Here is a 13,649-nt window from a genome sequence, read left to right on the forward strand (position 1 = left end):
GCGGCTGGCTGCGGGCGATCTTGGTCATGCACGGAGGCTCGCACCGGGGTTGTGATCATGCGTCCCGGGGTGCGGATCCGCCCGAACGAGTCAGGCACCTCCGCCGGACAGACGAAGGGCGACGCAGACGCCCGCCCGGCGCGAAGGGCATGCGTGCCCTCCGCGCCAGACGGGCTCCGATCACGATCAGGGAGCGTCGAGGGAGTCCTCGAGGCCCTTCATCTCTTCCTTAGTGACCTCCTCGACCAGGCGCTCGCCGGTCTCGTCACTGATGCCCTCGCACTCGCTCGGGCGGTCGTCGCTGACATCCTTGCCCGCCTGAGCCTTCTTGAACTCCTCGGCGATGGCCTCCTTGCAGGCCGCCTCATCCCCCCCGCTGTCGCTGCATCCGGATACGGCGAAGGTCAGGGCCGCCGCGGCCGCAGCGAGAACGGAGGCACGGGCAATGCGCTTGTGCATGATTCCCCTAGCAAATACGTGTTCGGACCGGTGAATCTTGTCGGACTCCGGCCATCGGTGTCCCGCGGTGTGACTGTTTGGTGACATGACCGGGACAGGACCACAAGGATTCGGACCGTCAGGTGTCACCCGGACGGCGCGGCCGGGAGGTCGGCGGTGTGCCGCGGGCTGAGGCTGGGGGCAGGGCGCTCACCCGTGGGAGGACGCGTATGGCCACACCCGATCTCGGCGACCGCGCGGACTTCGAGGCCGCCGACCGCGGATTCCTTGCCGGGCCTGCCGAGCGGCAGGTCCGGGCCGCGGACGGGCGGGTGGTGTGGGACTTCGACGACACCCGGTTCCTCGACGCGTTTCCCGACGGTGGTCATCCCGACACCGTCGACGCCAGCCTGTGGCGGCAGGCGAAGCTGTGCGCGCGGGCCGGGTTGTACGAGGTGGCCGAGGGCGTGCTGCAGGTGCGGGGGTACGACCTGTCGAACATGACGCTGGTCGAGGGCGACCGGGGGGTCGTCGTGGTGGATCCGCTGATCTCGCGGGAGACCGCCGCCGCGGCGCTGGAGCTGTACCGTGCGCAGCGCGGGGAGCGGCCCGTCACCGGTGTGGTCATCACGCACTCGCACATCGACCACTTCGGCGGTGTCCTCGGCGTGCTGGATCCGGACGCGGACGTGCCGGTGCTCGCCCCGGCCGGATACCTGGGGCATGCGGTGGCGGAGAACGTCTACGCGGGCACGGCGATGCTGCGCCGCGGCTTCTACTACGGCGGGATGAACCTGGAGCGCGGGCCCGCGGGGCTGGTGGGCATGGGGCTGGGCTTCACCGCCTCCACCGGTACCCCCGCGCTGCTGCCCGCCACCCGGGACGTCACCCACACCGGGCAGACCGAGACGGTCGACGGGGTGCGGTTCGTCTTCCAGATGACGCCCGGTACCGAGGCGCCGTCGGAGATGAACTTCCTCCTGCCGGACCACCGCGCGCTGTGCATGGCCGAGAACGCCACCCACAACCTGCACAACATCCTGACGCTACGCGGCGCGCTCGTCCGCGACGCGCGGGTCTGGTCGCGCTATCTCGACGAGGCGCTGCGGCTCTTCGCCGCCCGGGCCGATGTGCTCTTCGCCTCCCACCACTGGCCGACCTGGGGGCAGGAGGCGATGCGCGGCTTCCTGACCGAACAGCGTGACCTGTACGCCTACCTGCACGACCAGACGCTGCGCCTGGCCAACCAGGGGCACACGGGCACCGAGATCGCCGAGATCATCGAGATGCCGCCGTCGCTGGCGGCGGCGTGGCACACCCGCGGCTACTACGGCACCGTCAGCCACAACGTCAAAGCCGTTTATCAGCGCTATCTCGGCTGGTACGACGGTCACCCGGCGTCGCTGTGGGAACACCCGCCCGCCGAGTCGGCCCGGCGCTATGCCGACTGCATGGGCGGCGTCGACGCCGTGGTGGCCAAGGCCGGGACCTACGCCGACGGCGGCGACCTGCGTTTCGCCGCTCAACTTCTCAAGCACGCCGTCTTCGCCGACCCCGACCACACCGGGGCCAGGAACGCGCTCGCCGACGTCTTCGAGCGGCTCGGCCACGGTGCCGAGTGCGCCACCTGGCGCAACTGCTACCTCGTCGGCGCCCGGGAGCTGCGCGAAGGCGTCCGCCACACCGAGCTCGCCGCGGGCACCATGATGGCCGCTCTCAGCGTCGAGCAGCTGCTCGACTCGGTCGCGATCCTCGTCGACGGCCCTCGGGCGTGGGACCTGCGCCTCACTCTGGACTGGCACGTCACCGATGTCGGGGAGCGCCACCGCGCCACGCTCTCCCACGGCGCCTTCACCCACCACCGCCTCGACGGCCCGCCCGCCGAGCCGGCCGACGTGTCGCTGACCCTGGTGAAGGGGCAGTTGCTCGCGCTGCTGGCGGGTGAGGATCCCGAGGACATCGAGCACATGGGCGACCTGGGCGTGCTGCGTACCCTGCTGGCCGTTCTCGACCGGCCCGATCCGGACTTCGCCGTCGTCACTCCCTGAGGGCGTGGGCTCGGCGGGCCGGACCCGTCGCGGGTACGGTGCTCAGGCTATGTCGCCGGTCCAGGTCCAGCGTCCTCCGGCGCCTGGGGCGTAGGTGGCGCGGCCGCCGGCGCCGAAGCGTCCCAACTCGGTGGGCAGGGCCGCTCCGGCGGCGGTCTCCTGCGCACTCCAGCCGGTGATGTCGAGCAGCAGCCCGTCAAGGGGGCCGCCGACGAGTTCGGCGTAGTCCCGGCCCGGGCGGGGTCCCGGGTGCGGGTCGTCGTGATCCGTACCGTAGACCCGGCCGCGCAGCAGCTCCTCGTCCCTGTCCATGTCCCCCAGCCTCTCAGCCGCCACCGACAATCCGGGGCCGGCGGCGGTGCGGCCCGTAAGCTGGCGGGCATGGCATGCCGTATCACTGAGCTGGTCATCGACGCCGCCGACCCGGAGCGGCTCGCCGCGTTCTGGAGCGAGGTCCTCGGATACGTGGAACTCGAACGGGACGACGACACCATCGAGATCGGGCCGCCCGACGCCGGCTTCGGCGGGCCTCAGCCCACCCTGGTGCTGAGCCGGACGAGCGACCCGCGCAGGGGAAAGCTGCCGCTGCACATCGACGTCAACGCCACCGACCGCGACCAGGAGGCCGAGTTGGAGCGGCTGCTGGCGCTCGGCGCCCGGCACGTGGACATCGGCCAGACCGGTGAGGAGGGCTGGCACACGCTGGCCGACCCCGAGGGGAACGAGTTCTGTCTGCTGCGGTCCCGGGTGCGGTCGTTGTCGGAGGGCGCGGGCGACTGAGGGGCGCGGCTAGCCGGCGGTGGGTACGTCGAGTGTGGCCGGCCGTGCCGGGTCGGCGGCGGGCAGCAGTGCGCGCAGTTCGCCGAGCCACGCGTCGAGGTCCTCCGTGCGGAGAAGTCCGGTGCCGATGAGGAGGCCGCGGTAGCCGGCCGCGAGCAGGGCGGCGGCTTCCGCGGGGGTGGCGATGCCGCCGGCGCTGACGGGGAGGGGGGTGCCGGTGGCCCGGACGTGGGGCAGCAGGTCGTGGCTGCGGCTCAGGTCGGGGTCGTCGCTCTCGGGGCGATGGATGTCCTTGTCGTGCACGGCGACGACGCAGGTCTCGGCGCGGGTGAGGGCGGACAGCTCGGCGGCGGCGGTGATCTCGACGAACGGCGTGAGGCCGTGGTCCAGGCAGGCGTCGACCAGCGTCGTCATGAGCCGGCTCGGCAGGATGGTGGCGGTGAGGAGCACGGCCGCCGCGCCGGCCTCGGCGGCCCGTCTGATCTGCTTCTCCTTGGTGAAGAAGTCCTTGACGAGCACGGGCAGCGCGGTCGCGGCGACCGTCTCGTCGAGGAGCCGGGCGGTGCCGCCGAACCAGGTGCCGGTGACGACGGACAGCGCGGGCGCGCCCAGGTCCTCGTAGCGGCGCACGAGATCGGCGGTGGTACGGCCCTGGAGCAGGTCGTCGCCGTCCGCCCCGGACTGCTTGATCTCCATGATCACGGGAAGCTCCGCCACCGCCAGGGCGTCGCCGAAGCGCTGGGCGGCGGCGTTCCTGCCGGTCGTGTCAGCGTGGTGGGGCATGCTGTTCCTCCTGCGAGCCGGGCGGGGGTGAGGCAGCCGTGCGGCTGGACTGTCCCGGCGGGTCCGGCGACGGCGGCGAGCCTGTGCGGGGGCGTTGAGCAGGGTGACGAGGACGGGTTCGAAGCGGGCGGCGGTGAGCATCCTTACGTCGCCGAGCGGGAGGTCGTACGGGCCGGAAGGTGCCCCGTGCCAGGGGCCCCCGGCCGGCATCCGCGCTTTGGCGACCGTGGTGATGCCCCACACAGCTTGAACCGCACATGTTCAGCCCTTCCGCCGGGTGGCGGCGTCGGCGTGCAGCGAACCGGTGACCAGCCGGGTGCTTTCGGGGCCGTCGAAGATGCCGGGGTGGGCGCCGCGCATGCCGTCGATGAGCCTCTCGTACGGCAGGTCGTCGAACTCCCCGTGTTCGCGGACGACTTCCAGGTACCGCGTGCCGTCGTCGTCGTAGGGGTGGTGGACGCTGTCGGCGGTGCCGTCGAACTCCAGCGGGCGCATGCCGTACAGCCGGCACAGCAGCCGGTTGAAGACGGGGGTCGCGCGCACCCAGGTGCCGTCGAGGTGGACGGTGGTGAAGGTGTGGTAGGTGAAGACGTCCCCGCCGACGAGCTTGCGCAGCGCGGGTGAGGACAGGTGGTTACGCACGTCGGTGAGGACAAGCCGCGCGGGGATGCCCGCGGCGCGCAGGGCGGCGGCGTACAGGACGGACTTGTGGACGCACATGCCCTTGCCGGTACGGGCCACGTGGGCGGCGCTGACGCCGGTGCGGGACAGGTCCACCCCGTAGACCTCGTAGTTGATGACGTCGCGCACCGCGTAGTAAAGGCGTACCGCCGTGTCCCTGCTGTCCAGGCCGTCCTCCGGCAGCGTGCGGCGGACGAAGTCGCGGACTTCGGGGGCGTCGGAGTCGAGGAACTCGGTGGGGGCGAGCGCGCTTTCCAGGTCAGTCGTCGTCATCGTGTCCCTCCGCGTCGGGCGGCACGGCCCAGGCCGGGCGTCGCGGCCATCCGGTTGTACGGGGTCTCTGTGTCCGGCGACGGCGCCGCGCGGCTCCTGGTCGAGGCCGTACGCGGCCGTGGAGCCGTTGCCGCCCCAGACGTGCACGGGGGCGGAGGGGCAGGCCCGCGGTGAGGGCACGCGGGTCGGACAGTACGAGGGCGCCGGTGCAGCGGCTTGTCCGCCACGTCGGCGGCGGGCACCAGCTCCGGGCGTTCGATACGGCAGGCAGGCGAGCAGGTCGGCGGCGGTCTCGGGCGACTTCGCGGCGACGACGACGGGGGTTCTCCGGGTGGCGCCGCGCGGCCGTCGCTATTCGTTCGGCGAGCGGGAGAGCCATGCGGGAGTCCTCCGTGTTCCTGTCCGACGAGTTGTCCGCCCGTACTCAGGATGGGAACGGATGGCGGTGGGCCGCATCTCGAACGGCGCTGTCCGGGTGGCCGGTAGCCGGTCTTCGGCTCGCTCCACGGTGGTCGAGGGCGGGCCTGCGGTCAGCCCCGGTCGGGGTAGGGCCAGGGGTTCGTCTCGCACGTCGCCCCGCCGGTGGTGAGGGTGAGCGTCTGCTGCATCATGACGGAGGCGCGCGCGCCGTCCCGTACGCAGTAGTCGTGAAACTGCCCCAGGCGGTGGCCGACCTCGTGGTTGAGGAGCATGCGGCGGTAGCCGCGGATGTCGTCGCCGTACGTGCTGGAGCCCTGGGCCCAGCGGAAGGCGTTGATCAGGACGCGCTCGGTGAGGCCCGAGTCGCACGAGACGTTGTCGACGGTGGTGTCGAAGCCCGACCTGGCGCACCAGTCCGCGGTGGTGCCGGGGCTGGCCAGGGTGACGGCGAAGTCGGCGGGTCCGGCCGGGACGCGTTCGAAGGTCCGCTTTCCGTTCCCGCCCCAGCTCCGGGGGTCGTTGAGGGTGTCGTGTACGGCCCGGGCGAACAGCCGGCCGTCCAGGGGCACGCCGTCCTCGACGTCGACGCGGTAGCGCACGACGGGGCCGGCGCCCGGGGCCGGGTCGCGGCCGGGGACGGTCTCGAAGGTGCCGGGGCCGTGCAGGCGGGCGGGGATCGGGAACGTCTCCCCCATCCGCCGCCGGTAGCGCAGGTCACCGAGGTCGGGCATCTCGGCCGAGCCGCCGGCGGCGAAGCCGGAGCTGTGCCGGAGCCCCGACTCCGGCGGGCGGTACGGCACGTGGAAGCCGGACGCCTGCCGGTCCACCGGCGGCGGTTCGGCGTCGGCGGTCGCGTCCCGTGGCGCGTGGGGGCGCAGGGCGTCGGGGACGAGGTCCGGGGGGAGCGCGAAGAGCCAGGCCGCGGTCGCGGCGGCGCCGAGGAGCGCGAGCGCCGCCGCGACCGCCGCGAGGCGCGTCATCGAGCGGGTGGCGCCGGTCACCCCTGGCCCCCCGCTACTCGAACGGCACGGACAGGCACGCCAGCCGCGCGCCCGCCATGCCCGCCGCGCCCGGGTGGGTCATCGTGGCGTGCTCGTGCACCACGACCGACCGTGCCTCGCCCGCCCGGAACCGCCAGTCCTGCCGCGCCGAGACGTACGCACTCCCGCGGTCGTCGGTGGTGAAGTCGAGCCACACCTCGTTCTCGGGGTTGGCGTACTCCGGGTCGGCGGACGGCGGCTCGGGGTCCGGCCTGTTCTGGTAGTGCGGTCCGGCGGCGGCGGGGTCGGGGCCGCAGGGCGCGGTGTGGACGTGTGCCCCGTAGGTTCGGCCGGGCCGCAGGCCGCTGAGGCCGAGCCGGACGCTCGTCGTACCTTCCCGCGCGACCTCCACGACGGTGATGCCGGCGCCCGCGGGCACCAGTGTCGTGTCGTACGTCAGGCCGTCGCCCGGTTCGGCGTGCCGCGGCGGCACGAAGTGCGCCTCCCGCGCGACGACGTCGGGGACGTCGCCCGGCGCGGCCGCCGCGGGCGCGGCGCCGGGCGTCCCGGTCGCCAGCAGCGCCACCGCCGCGGGCACGGCGGCCAGCGCCGCCCGGGTCCGGCGTCGCGTCACCGCCTTCGCCGTTCTCGCCGCGCCGCCCGCCACCGTCCGCATCGTCACCACTCCTCGCCGCCGCTCCGCGCGCCTGTACGTACGCCTCCACACTGGCGGCGAGGGCGGTGGCGGTCGCGTCGTACGCGCGTGGCGTCCGGGTGACGCGGGAGCGGCGGGGCGGGGCGGGGCGCCTGCTACTTGTGCGTGCCGGTGGAGTGGGTGCGCTTCCAGGTCTGGCAGCCGCTGCTGCGGACGTACTCGCCGTCGTGGACCGTGAGGTGCGCCGGGCCCCAGGTGGAGCCGCTCATGATCGGTACCAGCTCGCCGCCGTTGTCCGCCAGCCGCGACCACTCGCAGCCGCCGGGGTCGCCGTTGGAGCCCTGCGTCGCGTACGTGCCGGGCGCGACGGCGCCGCCGACGAAGACCGTGCCGTTGTCGAACGACGTGCCGAGCCGGGGTCCGCCGTGGGACGGCCGGCGCTGCGGGTGGTGCTTGCCGGCGGAATTCGCCGGGGCCCGCCCGCCGGCCTTCGCCGAGTCCTGCCGCTGCCCCCCGGCGGCGGCCTCCTTCTGGTTCGCCTGCTTGCCGGGCTTGGCGCCCTGGGCGGCTTCGTCGCGTACGGAGGGCTTGGCGTCGCTCGCCGGTTCGGGTCCGCCGGCCGTCAGCATGGCGGCCACCACCCCCGTGACCACCATGAGGGCGCACGCCGCTCCGATCGCCCAGCGGTTGCCCAGGAACCGCTGAACCAGCGGCAGATCAAGGATTTTCGTGAGTTTCTTCATGGCCCCATCGCTCGCATGCGCAGAGTGGACGATTAGGTGCATAACATACTTTTCGCGTGCGTTATCCAGGGCTGTTACCTGGCCGCGCCACGGCGTGCGTCACCGCATTGGCCCAGGAACTCCGCGCGGCACCCACCGGTGTCGGCGCTCGTGCCCACGGAGGGGTCAAGCCCGGCGGGTGCCGCACGGAGGGCTTCACCCCGGCTCGGCGAGCGCGGCCGCGACCGCGGCCGCGGCGGATATGCAGGGCATGGGGGCCTCCAAGGGCGGTGCCGGGTGCGGCATCCGGGCGTACCGGCGGGGGCTTGCCGCTGCTTCGAGGAGAACGGCCCATGCGGCGTGCCGCACCCCAAGGCGCGGCCCCCGCCGGCTGCCGGTAGGGGCATCGGCGCAGCTCAGGGTCGACGTGGGCGGGGAGGTACGGCTGGTGGAGGGGGTGGCCCGTCCGGGTGAAGCAGCCGGGGGGCGGCGGCGGCCCGACGGCGGCGCGGTCAGGGGGCGCGGGGGCGTCGTGGGGGCGCTTTGGTGCACCCGTCTCTCACTTTCGGTGTTCGTGATGATGCTATGGGTAACCAAAGCAGAGTCGGCCCGTGGGTGCACGCGCGGCGGAGGGCCCCGGGGGGTTCGCGGCCGGCGCGGCGCCGGCGGAAGGGGAGGTGCAGGGTGTTCGCCCACGAGCTGTCCGCCGCCGGGCTGCGCGGCACGCGGGCCGAGGCCGCGTACGGCGCCTGCGGCCGGTACCTGCGGCGCCGCAACACCGCGTCCTTTCCGGTGGCGCGCTTTCTGCTGCCGCCCGGTAAGCGCCCGTACTACGACGCGATGCTCGCGTTCTGCGGGTACGCCGACGATGTTCTCGACACCACCGAGCTCAGCTTCCGCGACCGGGGCGAGCGGTTCGACGCGCTCCGGCACGAGGCGCTGCGCCGCATCGACCGGAGTTCCGCCGGTGCCTTCGGCACGGGTGCCGGGCCGGTGACCGCGGAGGCGGTGCTGATCTGCCGGGCGCTGGCCCACACGGTCCGCACCTGGGACATGGATCCGGAGGGGGTCCGGCGCTTTCTGCGTACGCTGCGCACGGACCTGGACACCAGTTCGTACGCGACGTTCGAGGACCTGGAGCTGTATCTGCGCTCCGTCAGCGGGGACATGAGCATCTGGGTCAACACGCTGCTGGAGCCCGTGGACGACGAGGCCACGGTGAAGGCCGTCGCCCTGGGCTACGGCATCTCCATGCTGGACTTCCTCGACGACATCGCGGCGGACGCGGCCCTGGGCCGCGTCTACCTGCCCCTCGCCGACCTCCGGCGCCACGGGCTGAGCCGCGACGACCTCGTCGCCGCGGCCGCGCGGCGGCGTATGACGGCGCCGCTGAAGGCGGCGGTCCGGTTCGAGGCCGACCGCGTCCGGCGCTTCTTCCGGCTCGCGGACGGCTGGCACCGCCGGGTGCACCCGTCCGGCCAGGAGCTGCCGCGGCAGTATTTGGAGCTGGGCCGTACGGTGCTGGCCGACCTGGTCCGCGACGATTACGACGTCTTCCGCCGGCGCCGCAGCACCCGCCTGCTGTGGTCCGCCCGGGCCGGGGGCAGCACGGCCCGCTCGTACCTCCGCACGCTCCGGCACCGCCGCGCCCACCCCCACCGCCTCCCCCGCGTCCCCGCGCAGCGGGCCGGCGGGGACGGCCCCGCCTGACGGGCCGCGGCCGCGCGGCGCGCGAACGCCCGGCCGGGTGGACCGGCCGGGCGGGCGTGGCAGCGGGGCGGGCCCGGCGGGGTCACCGCCGGCAGAAGGGAATCTGGTCCAGGTTCACCACGTAGCGGGCGGACATGTAGCCGTGGCCGCCGCCGCGCACCGGCACGCGGTACCACCTGTTGTTGCCCAGCACGTTCTGCCCGATCACCTTGCACTGGATGCGGACGATCGACCCGGATCCCGCCCAGCCGACGATCCTGCTGCGCGTGGTCGGCTCGGCGCGCTTGTTGACGCCGTTGTTGCCGAGCACCCTGCCCCGGTACGGGTAGTGCCGCCCGTCGGCGGCCTGCGCCGCCTCCGCCTTCTGCCCCTCGGAGTCGGCGGCGGCGGGCGGGGGCGTCGCGGCGAGGGCGCCCAGGGTGAGGGCGGCGGTGGCCACCAGGCCGGCGGCGGCCTTGCGGATCGACATCGGGGATCTCCTTTCGCGGTGCAGCGCACCAGAGCCGGGAGGAACGTGAGAACCGTAGGAGAAGCCGGTGGCGGTACCGCCGCATTGCGTACAGACACACCCAACTGCCCCCCGTCCAGCCCAATCCGGGCAGCGGTACGGGCGCGCGGGAGCGGGTGTCCGTGGTGGTTTCCGTGGCCGGCACGGAGGCGTTCCGTGGCGCCGCGGGGCGAGGCTGTGGGCACGGAAACCGGCCCGGTGAAGGACCGGGCGGTGGGAGCCGAGAGCACGGGAGTGGACATGGGCAAGAGCGAGACGGGCGCGTACGCGGGGTTCTCGGACGAGGAGCGGGCCGCGATGAAGGAGCACGCCCGGGAGCAGAAGAAGGCGGCGCGGCGCGGTACGCGGGCGGACAAGGCGGCGGAGGCGCTGCGGGACGTGCTCGCGAAGATCGCGGAGATGGAGGACTCGGACCGGGTCATGGCCGAGCGCGTTCACGCGGTGGTCACGGCCACGGCCCCGGAGCTGGCGCCGCGGACCTGGTACGGCATGCCCGCGTACGCGCTGGACGGCAAGGTCCTGTGCTTCTTCCAGAGCGCGGGGAAGTTCAACGCCCGCTACGCGACGCTCGGGTTCAGCGACCAGGCGAAGCTGGACGAGGGCACGATGTGGCCGGCGGCGTTCGCGCTGACCGGGGTGACGGACGAGGTGGAGGCGCGGATCGCCGCGCTGGTGAAGCAGGCGGTCGGCTAAGGCCGACGGGCTATCCGCCGCGGGGGCGGCCGGCGGCCTGCGGCGCCAGGCCGAGCGCGGCGAGCGCGGCCTCGCCGACGGCGGTGTGCTCGCGGCCGCCGGCGAGGAGCAGCGTGCGCGCCTGCTGGTACGGGCTGCCCGCCGCGCCGAACGCCGCCGCGAGGGCCGGCAGCCGCGGCAGGTCGCCGTCGAGCAGCGCCTCCGCGCGGTCGACCTGGACGGCGGCGACCGGGTTCCCGGCGACGACGGCGCGGGCCGCGTCGATCCGCTTCCGGGCGTCCGGGTGGCCGGCGAGCACCGCCGTCTCCGCGCGCAGCGCGGCGTACCAGTGCAGCCAGACCCAGCACACCCACTTCCACACGTCCTCGGGCGGGGGCGCGACCCGCGCCAGCGCCGCCTGCGCGTCGCCGTGGTGGAGCAGGACGGTGGCGTCGAAGACGGCGCCGTAGCCGTGCCGGTGCTCGGGCGTGGTGTCCGCGCGGTCGACGACGGCGAGCCAGTCCGCGCGGGCTTCGTGGTCGCCGCGCAGCCCGTGGACCATCGCCACCGACGCGGCGGCGGCGCCGAGGGACAGCGACTGCTGCCGGCCGCTCTGCTCCAGGGAGTCGCGGAACCGGACGGCGTGGGCGAGCGCCTCGTCGGCGTGGCCGGCGAGGGCGTCGGCGACGAGCAGCCAGGTGGTGGCGTGGTGGCCGGCCTCGGCGAGCAGGGGGTGATCGGCGAGTTCCCCGCCCCGGCGGCGGGCCAGGTCCAGTTCGCCGGCGCCGACGGCGGTGGCGGCGGACATGGCCAGGGCGTCCATCCGCTCGTGGACGACGGCGGGGGTGGGCGGCAGGGGCGCCAGGACCTCGTAGCGGCGGCGGGTCGCGGAGGCGGTGGCGAAGGCGTCGCCGGCCCAGCTGAGGGCGCCGGACAGCGCGTCGAGGGCGGCGGACTCCGTCACCGGGTCGTCCGCGCGCCGGGCCAGTTCGACGGCGCATTCGACGCGCTCGATCGTCGCGTCCGCCTCGTTGTCCGCGGCTCCCTGCAACGCGCCGTACGCGTCGGTGAGAACCGCCGCTTCGGCGAGTGCCACGGCCGCCACGGCGCGCGGGTCCTCGCCGGCCAGCTCGCGGGCGCGGGCGAGCAGCTCCGTGACCTCGGCGGCGGCGGGGAGCCGGGTGAAGGAGGTGGAGAAGCGGTACGCGGCGGTGGCGGCCTCGGCGAGGTCGCGGCCGGCGCCGGGGGCGTCGCCGGCCCGGCGGGCGGCGTCGGCGGCGGCGCGGTGGAGGCGGTACAGGTCGTCGCCGAGGCGGCGGAGGCCGGCCACCGCCGCGGCGTGCCGGAGCGCCGAGGCGGCGGCCGCGGCGCCGGGGGTGCCGGGTGCGTCGTCGGGGGCGTCGGCGGTGGCGGTTTCGTCGGCGAGGGCGGTTTCGTCGGCGAGGGCGGCGGCCTGTTCGTACCGCTGCTGGGCCTCGCCGAGCAGGTTGCGGGTGAGCGCGAGACCGGCCAGCGTCAGGGCGAGCCGGTGGGCGTCCGCGCGCCGCTCCGGCTGTCCGGCGGCCCAGTTGAGCGCGACCCGCAGGTCCTCGGCGAGGTCGTCGAACCGGGCGCGCCAGTCCGGGCCCGCGTCGCCGGCCAGTTCGGCGCCGGCGGCCGTGCACCAGCCGAGGTGGCGGGCCCGTACGGCCGGCAGCTCGCCGGCGGCGGCGAGCCGGTCGGCCCCGTACTGGCGGATGATCTCCAGCGCCTGGTAGCGGGTGCCGGCCGCGGCCGGGGTGACGGACAGCAGGCTCTGCTCGGCGAGCCGGCCGAGGCCGTCGGCGACGGCGGCGGTGCCCTCCGGGCCGTGGCCGGCGACCTCGGCCGCCGCCGCGGCGGTGAACGGCGCGGCGAACACCGACACCCGGCGCAGCAGCGCCTGGTCCTCGGGCGCCAGCAGGTCGTGGCTCCAGTCGAGCACCGCGCGCACCGAGCGGTGGCGGTCGTCGGCGCGGGCGCCGCCGCTGAGGATCTGCAGCTGGTCGCCGAGGCCGCCGACGAGGCCGTCGAGGCCGAGCGTGGACCAGCGCGCCGCCGCCAGCTCGATCGCCAGCGCCATGCCGTCGAGCCGCTCGCAGACGGCCAGGACGCCGGCGCTCGCCCCCGGCCCCGGCGGGAAGCCGACCGCCGCGGCCCGGTCCATGAACAGGGCCACCGCGTCCGACTCGTCGCCGCCGTCGCGGGACAGCGGCGGCACGGGCACGGCCCGTTCGAAGGGCACCATGAGGCGGGCGCGGCTGGTGGTGAGCACGCGCAGCCGCGGGCAGGCCGCGAGCAGCCGCTCCAGGAACGGCGCCACCCCGTCGCGTACGTGCTCGCAGTTGTCGAGTACGAGCAGGGCGTCGTGGTCCGCGAGGGCGGCCGGTACGGCGTCGTCCACGTCGCGCCCGGGCTGCTCGCCGGCGCCCACGGCGGCGGCGACGGCGGCGCCCACCCGGGCCGGGTCGGTGACCGGGACCAGGTCGGCGAACCACACCCCGTCGGGGAACTCGCCGGCCAGGTCGCCGGCCACCGCGAGCGCGAGCCGCGTCTTGCCCACCCCGCCGGGGCCGACCGCGGTCACCTGCCGGTGGGCCCGTACCGCCGCGGCCAGCTCGGCGCGCTCGCGCGTACGGCCGACGAACGGCGTCAGCGGCGCGGGCAGCGCGGGCACCGGTCCGGCCGCCCGGTCGGCGCGGGCGGACGCGCCGGCGTGCCGGGCGAGGGCGCGGCGGTCGGGCAGGAGCAGCTTGCGCAGCAGCGAGGAGACGTGCGATTCGACGGTGCGTACGGAGATGAAGAGGCGCCCGGCGATCTCGGCGTTGCTCAGGTGCTCGCCGAGGAGCGCGAGCACCTCGGCTTCGCGGGCGGACACGGGCGGCGTGGACATCACCTCATTATCCGCATGATCCGAGGTGCTCTCCGTGGTCAGCACGGAGGCGGTACGGAGCCGGGCGG

Annotated in this window: 13 protein-coding genes; 4 read left to right on the top strand and 9 right to left on the bottom strand. The window is 74.8% G+C overall.

Features of this window, described 5'->3' with window-relative positions; translation table 11 throughout:
• Positions 1 to 186 precede the first annotated feature (186 nt).
• Positions 187 to 459 carry a hypothetical protein gene (locus tag ACHZ99_RS18230; RefSeq protein ID WP_420305689.1) on the bottom strand — a complete coding sequence of 91 codons (273 nt, stop codon included), beginning with the start codon at positions 457 to 459 and terminating at the stop codon, positions 187 to 189.
• Between the two features lie 209 nt (positions 460 to 668).
• Here ACHZ99_RS18230 and ACHZ99_RS18235 point away from each other — a divergent pair, with 209 nt between their 5' ends.
• Positions 669 to 2,486 (top strand): alkyl/aryl-sulfatase, encoded by a 1,818-nt coding sequence (locus ACHZ99_RS18235; protein WP_420305690.1) that lies wholly within the window; start codon positions 669 to 671, stop codon positions 2,484 to 2,486.
• A 42-nt stretch (positions 2,487 to 2,528) separates the two neighbouring features.
• On the opposite strand, the gene ACHZ99_RS18240 is transcribed toward ACHZ99_RS18235, so the two are convergent.
• Positions 2,529 to 2,798, bottom strand: a complete 270-nt coding sequence (locus ACHZ99_RS18240; protein ID WP_420305691.1) for a hypothetical protein — start codon at positions 2,796 to 2,798, stop codon at positions 2,529 to 2,531.
• 69 nt (positions 2,799 to 2,867) lie between these two features.
• Between ACHZ99_RS18240 and ACHZ99_RS18245 the strand changes: the two genes are divergently transcribed.
• Positions 2,868 to 3,266, top strand: a complete 399-nt coding sequence (locus tag ACHZ99_RS18245; protein WP_420305692.1) for a VOC family protein — start codon at positions 2,868 to 2,870, stop codon at positions 3,264 to 3,266.
• Positions 3,267 to 3,275: 9 nt separating this feature from the next.
• Here the strand turns inward: ACHZ99_RS18245 and ACHZ99_RS18250 are convergent, their stop codons facing one another.
• The 5 genes from ACHZ99_RS18250 to ACHZ99_RS18270 form a co-directional block, all read right to left on the bottom strand.
• The gene (locus tag ACHZ99_RS18250; RefSeq protein ID WP_420305693.1) at positions 3,276 to 4,049 is read right to left on the bottom strand and encodes an indole-3-glycerol-phosphate synthase; all 774 of its coding nucleotides are present in this window, start codon (positions 4,047 to 4,049) and stop codon (positions 3,276 to 3,278) included.
• A gap of 261 nt (positions 4,050 to 4,310) precedes the next feature.
• Positions 4,311 to 5,003, bottom strand: coding sequence for a transglutaminase-like domain-containing protein (locus ACHZ99_RS18255; RefSeq protein WP_420305694.1), 693 nt, complete (start codon positions 5,001 to 5,003; stop codon positions 4,311 to 4,313).
• Positions 5,004 to 5,533: 530 nt separating this feature from the next.
• Positions 5,534 to 6,424, bottom strand: a complete 891-nt coding sequence (locus ACHZ99_RS18260) for a DUF3152 domain-containing protein (RefSeq protein ID WP_420305695.1) — start codon at positions 6,422 to 6,424, stop codon at positions 5,534 to 5,536.
• Between the two features lie 13 nt (positions 6,425 to 6,437).
• Positions 6,438 to 7,079, bottom strand: a complete 642-nt coding sequence (locus tag ACHZ99_RS18265) for a superoxide dismutase family protein (RefSeq protein WP_420306051.1) — start codon at positions 7,077 to 7,079, stop codon at positions 6,438 to 6,440.
• 134 nt (positions 7,080 to 7,213) lie between these two features.
• Positions 7,214 to 7,801: a hypothetical protein gene (locus ACHZ99_RS18270; protein WP_420305696.1), complete on the bottom strand. Its 588-nt coding sequence runs from the start codon at positions 7,799 to 7,801 to the stop codon at positions 7,214 to 7,216.
• A 663-nt stretch (positions 7,802 to 8,464) separates the two neighbouring features.
• On the opposite strand from ACHZ99_RS18270, the gene ACHZ99_RS18275 reads away from it, so the two are divergent.
• Positions 8,465 to 9,490, top strand: a complete 1,026-nt coding sequence (locus ACHZ99_RS18275) for a squalene/phytoene synthase family protein (RefSeq protein ID WP_420305697.1) — start codon at positions 8,465 to 8,467, stop codon at positions 9,488 to 9,490.
• 82 nt (positions 9,491 to 9,572) lie between these two features.
• On the opposite strand, the gene ACHZ99_RS18280 is transcribed toward ACHZ99_RS18275, so the two are convergent.
• Complete coding sequence (locus tag ACHZ99_RS18280) at positions 9,573 to 9,959, bottom strand: SH3 domain-containing protein (protein WP_420305698.1); 387 nt, start codon at positions 9,957 to 9,959, stop codon at positions 9,573 to 9,575.
• A 279-nt stretch (positions 9,960 to 10,238) separates the two neighbouring features.
• Between ACHZ99_RS18280 and ACHZ99_RS18285 the strand changes: the two genes are divergently transcribed.
• Positions 10,239 to 10,691 carry an iron chaperone gene (locus tag ACHZ99_RS18285; protein WP_420306052.1) on the top strand — a complete coding sequence of 151 codons (453 nt, stop codon included), beginning with the start codon at positions 10,239 to 10,241 and terminating at the stop codon, positions 10,689 to 10,691.
• Between the two features lie 10 nt (positions 10,692 to 10,701).
• Here ACHZ99_RS18285 and ACHZ99_RS18290 read toward each other — a convergent pair whose 3' ends face one another.
• The gene (locus ACHZ99_RS18290) at positions 10,702 to 13,581 is read right to left on the bottom strand and encodes an ATP-binding protein (protein ID WP_420305699.1); all 2,880 of its coding nucleotides are present in this window, start codon (positions 13,579 to 13,581) and stop codon (positions 10,702 to 10,704) included.
• Positions 13,582 to 13,649 lie beyond the last annotated feature (68 nt).

This window comes from Streptomyces sp. MAR4 CNX-425, assembly GCF_048656465.1.
Taxonomy (GTDB): Bacteria; Actinomycetota; Actinomycetes; order Streptomycetales; family Streptomycetaceae; genus Streptomyces.